This window comes from Nocardiopsis sp. TSRI0078 (assembly GCF_001905145.1).
Classification (GTDB): domain Bacteria; phylum Actinomycetota; class Actinomycetes; order Streptosporangiales; family Streptosporangiaceae; genus Nocardiopsis.
In genome coordinates, this window is record NZ_LWLB01000008.1 from 156,022 (window position 1) to 162,204 (window position 6,183).

The window sequence follows — 6,183 nt, forward strand, 5'->3', positions numbered from 1 at the left end:
CCCGATCGCCCGTTCCAGCACGTGAGACGGGTGTCCCACGGAGTGTGACCCGCTCCCTCCACCGGAGTGCGGGCGACGGTTTCCCGGGCGGGTCGGAACCCCGTAGGGTGGACCCCGTCCGCGTGCAGGAAGGGGCCATCGATGACCAAGCTCGTCCGGGAGCTTGTCGAACCTGTGATGGTGGCGGCGTTCGAGGGGTGGAACGACGCCGGAGAGGCGGCGAGTCTCGCCGTGGAGCACCTCTCCAGGGAGTGGGGCGCCTACGAGCTGTGCGCCCTGACGCCGGACGACTACTACGACTTCCAGGTGACACGGCCGCGCATGTCGGTCGTGGACGGCGTGGTCGGCGAGGTCGAGTGGCCCACGACCCGGGTCCAGGTGGCCAGGCCGCCGGGGTCGGGGCGCGACGTGGTGCTGGTGACCGGCCCCGAGCCGAACATGCGGTGGCGTTCCTACACCGCCGACCTGCTGGCGGTCGCCCGGGAACTGGGCGTGCGGCGGGTGGTGATGCTGGGCTCGCTGCTGGCGGACGCCCCGCACACCCGGCCGATCCCGGTGACCGGGATGGCCTCGCCCGTGGACCTGGGCACCGCCCTGGGGCTCGAGGCGACCACCTACTCGGGTCCGACGGGGATCGTGGGCGTGGCCCACGAGACGTTCAGCTCGGTGGGTATGGAGACGGTGTCGCTGTGGGCGGCCATCCCCCACTACGTCGCCCAGCCGCCGTGCCCGAAGGCGACCCTGGCGCTGCTGGCGTGGCTGGAGGACTTCCTGGACCTGCGGGTGCCGCTGGGCGAGCTGCCCGACGAGGCCGTCTCGTGGGAGTCCAACGTCAACGAGCTGACCGCCGAGGACGAGGACATCGCGGCGTACGTGCGCGGCCTGGAGGAGGCCAAGGACACCGCCGATCTGCCGGAGGCCTCCGGGGACGCGATCGCCCGGGACTTCGAGCGCTACCTGCGCCGCCACGACGAGGGCTGAGCGCCTCCACGAGCCGACGGGCCCCGGCGGATCGCCGGGGCCCGCTTCCGTGCGGGTCCGTCCGGGCGCCTGGGCTCAGGCGCCGGGGCGGTCGGCCTCAGAGCCGCAGGTGGCGCCACTCCCCCGTGGCCAGGACCGAGGCCCAGGCACCGGCGATGCGGGCCAGGCCGCGGCGGACCTCGTCCACGACGGCGGGGGCGAGCTGTGTCCCGGCGTCGGGCACGGGCTGGAGGCGGACGGTGACGCGCAGGCCGTCCAGGACCTTCTGGGCCCGGGCGATCGCCTCGTGGTCGGGGTCGGGGCGGCACTCCAGGACGGCTCGGATACCGTCACGCAGGGCGATGGCCTCGTCGAGGTCGGCCAGTGTGATGGGAATGGCGCCCTCGGTGGCCAGGCGGTGCTCACGGAGGAACCGTGCGAGGTCGGCCCGGTCGGTGAGGCCGCCCCCTGTGGAGACGAAGTCCGCGATGAGTTCGGCGGCCGTGCTGCGCCGCGTGGGGGTGGTGGTCGTCATGGAGGCTATCCCACCACGGTTGGGCCCCGGATGCCGGTGTTTGAGCGAGGTCGTGGCCACAGGTGGTCACCGTGCACGTGCACGGTGAGACGGGTGCGCGCGGACGGCGCCGGTTCGCCGGACGATCGTCCTCAGGAATCGAGCAGGGCGCGGACCCCCTCTCGGTCCCGTGGCAGCCCCAGCCGTGCGAGGACGACCGCGAAGTCGGCGGTCCTGTCGCTCCAGAACCCGTCCGCTTCGGCAAGGACGCACAGGTAGGCGCGCTGCACGTCCGTGAGGGACGACGGGTCGCCGACCGGGTCGCGCGGCCCCTCGGCCCTCACGCGAGGCGCGAAGGCCAGAGTGAGCAGCGGACCGGCGTCCCTCTCCGCGGTGAGGGGCGTGGTGAACGGGGCCACCGCGCGCAGCACCGGGAGCAGGCGCTCGGCGCCCTGGGGGCCCGAACGGTCGGCGAGGGCGCGGACGAGGGAGGAGCGGACGTGCCCGTCGAAGAAGGCCGGGCGGAAGGTGAACCAGGCGTCGGCCCCGGCGGGGTCGGCGAGCGCGGCGACCAGTTCCGCGGTGGCGACCGGGTTGCCGCGCTGGCAGGGGGCCAGGGCGGCGCAGGCGCGGATCGCCGGGTCGGCGTGGGTGAGGAACTCGGTGGTGTCGCCGCCGGACCCGCCCAGGGCCAGGACGATGGCCGCGCCCTCGTCCCGGGACTCGGCCATGTCGGCGGCACCGGACAGGTCCGGTTCCAGGCCGCCCAGCCGGGCGAGGGCCGCCGCGGCCTCCACCGCCCGGATGCGCGTCAGGGCGCCGTGGTGGGTGAGGAGGGGCCGGACGGCCTCGTACAGCGCGGGTGCGGCGGCGCGCATGTCCTGTCCCACCCGGCGCATGAGCACCTCCATGACGGGTTCCTCCCGCACCTCGACAGCTTCGTCCTCGTTCTCGGGGTCGAGGGCGTCGTGCACCCGGTCCAACTCGGCCTCGGAGGGGAGGCCGGATTCGGGCTCGCCGTCGAGGAACGCGTGGAGCGCTCCCTCGGCCACGTGGGCGAGGAAACCCAGCAGGGCGTGCCGGAGGGGACCGGCCCCGGCGCCCGTCGCCGCGGAGAGCGGGTCCTGGGTCCGGTCGTCGACTTCGGGGCGGTCCAGGATCCCGGCGACGAACAGAGCGGCGGGGACGGTGGCCGTGTAGACCGTGCCCTGGTGGACGATCGCGCTGTGGAGGTAGTCCGGAGCGCGCGTGCGCTCCTCGCCGTCGCCGGTGAGCAGGGGGCGAGGTACGCGGGGGCGTCGGCACCGGAGCCGTAGGCGTGGAAGGTGCGGGTCCAGTCGGTGGTGCGGAGTACGTCCGGTCCTGTCTGCATGCCCCGGATCGTGGCAGCGCCCGCCGACGGTCCACGGGCGTGGCGCCCGGCGCCGGGGCGGCCGCGTGGCTACACTCGTGCCGCCCCGGGACCGACCGCAGGAAGGCCGCCTCACATGTCGTTCGCCCAGCCGCCCGCCACACCCACGCGCCGGGCGCTGTTGCGCGCCCCGATCTGGCTGTACCGGCTCGGGTTGGGGGCGTTGCTGGGCGACCGGTTCGTGCTGCTCACCCACAGGGGGCGCACCACGGGCGAGGTCCGGCAGGCGGTGCTGGAGGTGGTGGGCGGCAACGACGCCACCGGAACGGTGCTGGTGGCCTCCGGGTACGGCTCGCGGTCGCAGTGGTTCCGCAACATCCTGCGGGAGCCGCGGGTGCTGTTCCAGGTGGGCGGCCGGCGCCGACGGGGCACGGCCACCGTCCTTCCCCCCGAGGAGTCCGGACAGGTGCTGGCGCACTACGCGCAGCGGTACCCCGGGACCGCCTCAGCGCTGGTGCGGGGGCTGGGACACGGGGTGGACGGCGGTCCGGAGTCCTTCGAGCGGCTGGGAGCCGACCGCGAGAACGGCGTTCCGGTCGTCCGCCTGTCCCCCGACGACCCGCCGAGGACGCCCTACCCCGACCTGTCCGAGCGCTGAGCCGACCGCTCACGCGCACGGCCCGGCGGCACCCTCCGCGCCCGTGCGGGACCCGCCGCGGGAACCGCGGCGGCTCCCTACAGCGCCACGCCCAGCAGGGTGTCCACTGTGGCGCGCACCAGGGCGGGCGCGCCGGTGTCGACGCCCCCCTCGGTGAGGGCGGTGTCGGCCCAGGCGTCCACCGCGGCCAGGGCCGCGGGCGAGTCCAGGTCCTCGGCCAGGGCCGCGCGCACGGCGGCGAGCACCGGAGCGGCGTCGGGAGCGGCGCCCAGGGCCAGGGCCGCGCGCCAGCGGTCGGCGCGCGCGTTGGCTCCGGGGAGCTCGGCGTCGGTCCACTCCCACGGCGCGCGGTAGTGGTGGTCGAGCATGGCCAGGCGGATGACGGCCGGGTCGACGCCCTGCTCGCGCAGCTTGGACACGAACACCAGGTTGCCCAGGGACTTGGACATCTTCTCGCCGTTCAGGCCGACCATGCCCACGTGCAGGTGGTTGTGGGCGTTGGGTCCGCCCGTGGCGCAGCGGGTCTCGGCCGCGCCCATCTCGTGGTGGGGGAAGATCAGGTCGCTGCCGCCGCCGTTGAGGTCGAAGGCCGGGCCCAGCCGGTCCAGGGCGATGGCGCTGCACTCGATGTGCCAGCCGGGGCGGCCGCGGCCCAGGGGGCTGTCCCATGCGGGCTCGCCGGGGCGCTCGGCACGCCACAGCAGCCAGTCCAGCGGGTCCTTCTTGTCGGCGCGCCCCGGGTCGCCGCCGCGCTCGCCGAACAGCTCCAGCATCTGGTCGCGGTCCAGGTGGCTGATACTGCCGAGGTCGGCGGCCTCCGCGGCGGAGAAGTACAGGTCACCGTCGATCTCGTAGGCGGCGCCGGTGTCGCGGATGCGCGCGGCGAGGTCGCTGATGAGGTCGACGGACTCCACCACTCCGACGTAGGAGGTCGGGGGGATGATCCGCAGGGCGGCCATGTCCTCGCGGAACACGTCGATCTCGCGGTGGGCCAGGTCGCGCCAGTCGACACCGGTGGCCTCCGCGCGCTCCAGCAGCGGATCGTCGATGTCGGTGGTGTTCTGCACGTAGTCGACGTCGTGCCCGGCGTCGCGCCACACCCGGTTGGCCAGGTCGAAGGTGAGGTAGGTGAAGGCGTGGCCGAGGTGGGCGGCGTCGTAGGGGGTGATGCCGCAGGCGTACATCCCCGCCGTGGGGCCCGGCGTCGTCGTCCGTATCCGGCCGGTGGCGGTGTCGTGGACGCGGAGGGGGCCGCCGGTACCCGGCAGGGGGACGATGTCAGGCGCAGACCATGAACGCATACCGGGAAGCCTATCCGGACGCGCACGTGGCACACCTCCCCAGAAGGGTGGTCGCCACACGTGATGATCGCCCCAGAACGGACGGGAATAGCGCGGCGGGCGGACTCAGCGGTGCGCGGCGATCCTCAGGCGCCTCCTACTGATGAGGACCGCGCCGAACAGCGCCGCGATGGCGCACACCGCGGCCATGCCCTCGTTGCCCAGCCGCCAGTGCAGCAGCGCCCCGCTGACCGAGACCACGTAGAGCAGCCAGTACGCCCCGGTCTCCATCAGGTTGCCGTTACGGCCCTCCATCGTGCCCCCTGCCCTGAACGCGTGCCTCCACGCGAGCCTGACGGCGTGCGCGCCGTCTCCCTCAGAGACGCCCTGGTCACCCTGGGGGTTGACAAGCCCCTGGTGAGCACGAACGTGACGGTGGCCGCGAGGACCCGGCAGGCGGCCGCGGCGGTGGGGTCGGGGACGTGGTGCGCCCGGGCGGGTGGCGGGGCACGGCCGGAGGGGCGGGCGGGGCCCGGGGGCTGCGAGGTCAGGGCCGGGCGGCCGCCGCGGTCTCCAGCAGGTCCAGTTCCTCCCTCGCCTGTGCCAGGTCGGGGTCCTCGGGCGAACCGAACTCGGCGATGTCCGCCTGGATCGCGCGGAGCCGCCACCTCGCCCGGGCCGTGTCACGGCGCCCGGTACGTGCGTACGGAGCCTGGTCGTCGAGAAGTGCACGGTCGTGGGCGGTGATGACGCTCATGGGCGGTCCTTCGGGGTGGATGGGCGGGTCAGGGATACCCCGGGGCACGGTGGGATGCGTCTCCCGCGTCCCGGGTTCACCGTGGACACGATCCCGTCCCGCGCCTACGGCACGCTTCCGGAATCCTTTCGCCCTCCCCCAGGTCAGTGGGGATCGGGAGGGACAGGGCCACGGTGTCCCTGTCCTCTACCCGTTGTCCCGAGCGGAATACATGGCACCGGGCCGCCGCCTTCCGCGCGTGCGGCGCGCCGCACCGGAAGGGAGCCGCACCCCCGAGCCGAATCCTTGTCCCTTTCGTCCTTCACACCTCTTGTGCGGAAGGCTGACTAAACGTAAAGTAACTTAACGTTTCAACCCTCTGAGTGACGCACCGACTCCGAACGGTCGTCACCACCGTGTCCGGCGTACACGCGCCGGGCCCGACTCCGCCCGCCAACGCCCCGCCGTCGCGGGGCCTTCCCCCCGGAGTAGTCCATGCGTACCGCGTCCCCTCCACGTCCGGCCCTCCTCTCCGCGGCCGCGTCCGTCCTCACCGCCGCGGCGCTCCTGTTCCCCGGTACCGCGTCGGCCGCCCCCGCGCCGGAGGCCGGTGCGGCGGCCGCCGGCGCGGAGACCGCCCAGGCGGCGCAGTCCGCCCTGGTGTGGTCGGACGAGTTCGACGGC

The 6,183-nt window shown here is 74.2% G+C and carries 8 protein-coding genes and 1 pseudogene; 4 read left to right on the plus strand and 5 right to left on the minus strand.

Annotation, left to right across the window (positions count from 1 at the left end):
• Window positions 1-141: 141 nt before the first annotated feature.
• Window positions 142-981: a PAC2 family protein gene (locus A6A08_RS09235; protein WP_073702125.1), complete on the plus strand. Its 840-nt coding sequence runs from the start codon at window positions 142-144 to the stop codon at window positions 979-981.
• A gap of 97 nt (window positions 982-1,078) precedes the next feature.
• On the opposite strand, the gene A6A08_RS09240 is transcribed toward A6A08_RS09235, so the two are convergent.
• A complete protein-coding gene (locus A6A08_RS09240) occupies window positions 1,079-1,495 on the minus strand; it encodes an ABATE domain-containing protein (RefSeq protein ID WP_199866887.1) in 417 nt (138 codons plus the stop codon).
• 131 nt (window positions 1,496-1,626) lie between these two features.
• Window positions 1,627-2,526, minus strand: coding sequence for a hypothetical protein (locus tag A6A08_RS09245; RefSeq protein WP_242422204.1), 900 nt, complete (start codon window positions 2,524-2,526; stop codon window positions 1,627-1,629).
• On the opposite strand from A6A08_RS09245, the gene A6A08_RS28705 reads away from it, so the two are divergent.
• Together A6A08_RS28705 and A6A08_RS09250 are read left to right on the plus strand one after the other, a co-directional pair.
• Complete coding sequence (locus A6A08_RS28705; RefSeq protein ID WP_242422218.1) at window positions 2,506-2,790, plus strand: hypothetical protein; 285 nt, start codon at window positions 2,506-2,508, stop codon at window positions 2,788-2,790. The two genes, A6A08_RS09245 and A6A08_RS28705, sit on opposite strands and share 21 nt — an antisense overlap.
• 171 nt (window positions 2,791-2,961) lie before the next feature.
• Entirely contained in the window at window positions 2,962-3,483 is a 522-nt protein-coding gene (locus A6A08_RS09250; RefSeq protein ID WP_073702126.1) for a nitroreductase family deazaflavin-dependent oxidoreductase, read from the plus strand.
• 77 nt (window positions 3,484-3,560) lie between these two features.
• Here A6A08_RS09250 and mshC read toward each other — a convergent pair whose 3' ends face one another.
• From mshC to A6A08_RS09265, 3 genes are all read right to left on the minus strand, one after another.
• A complete protein-coding gene (gene mshC, locus A6A08_RS09255) occupies window positions 3,561-4,784 on the minus strand; it encodes a cysteine--1-D-myo-inosityl 2-amino-2-deoxy-alpha-D-glucopyranoside ligase (RefSeq protein WP_073702127.1) in 1,224 nt (407 codons plus the stop codon).
• Between the two features lie 105 nt (window positions 4,785-4,889).
• Complete coding sequence (locus A6A08_RS09260) at window positions 4,890-5,078, minus strand: hypothetical protein (protein WP_073702128.1); 189 nt, start codon at window positions 5,076-5,078, stop codon at window positions 4,890-4,892.
• 232 nt (window positions 5,079-5,310) lie between these two features.
• Window positions 5,311-5,520 carry a hypothetical protein gene (locus A6A08_RS09265; protein ID WP_073702129.1) on the minus strand — a complete coding sequence of 70 codons (210 nt, stop codon included), beginning with the start codon at window positions 5,518-5,520 and terminating at the stop codon, window positions 5,311-5,313.
• Between the two features lie 474 nt (window positions 5,521-5,994).
• On the opposite strand from A6A08_RS09265, the pseudogene A6A08_RS09270 reads away from it, so the two are divergent.
• Window positions 5,995-6,183: pseudogene (locus tag A6A08_RS09270) on the plus strand (1,3-beta-glucanase); the annotation flags it as partial.

Coding starts and splice junctions, on each gene's coding strand:
- A6A08_RS09235 (WP_073702125.1), top strand. CDS start 142: ATGACCAAGCTCGTCCGGGAGCTTGTCGAACCTGTGATGGTGGCGGCG.
- A6A08_RS09240 (WP_199866887.1), bottom strand. CDS start 1,495: ATGACGACCACCACCCCCACGCGGCGCAGCACGGCCGCCGAACTCATC.
- A6A08_RS09250 (WP_073702126.1), top strand. CDS start 2,962: ATGTCGTTCGCCCAGCCGCCCGCCACACCCACGCGCCGGGCGCTGTTG.
- mshC (WP_073702127.1), bottom strand. CDS start 4,784: ATGCGTTCATGGTCTGCGCCTGACATCGTCCCCCTGCCGGGTACCGGC.
- A6A08_RS09260 (WP_073702128.1), bottom strand. CDS start 5,078: ATGGAGGGCCGTAACGGCAACCTGATGGAGACCGGGGCGTACTGGCTG.
- A6A08_RS09265 (WP_073702129.1), bottom strand. CDS start 5,520: ATGAGCGTCATCACCGCCCACGACCGTGCACTTCTCGACGACCAGGCT.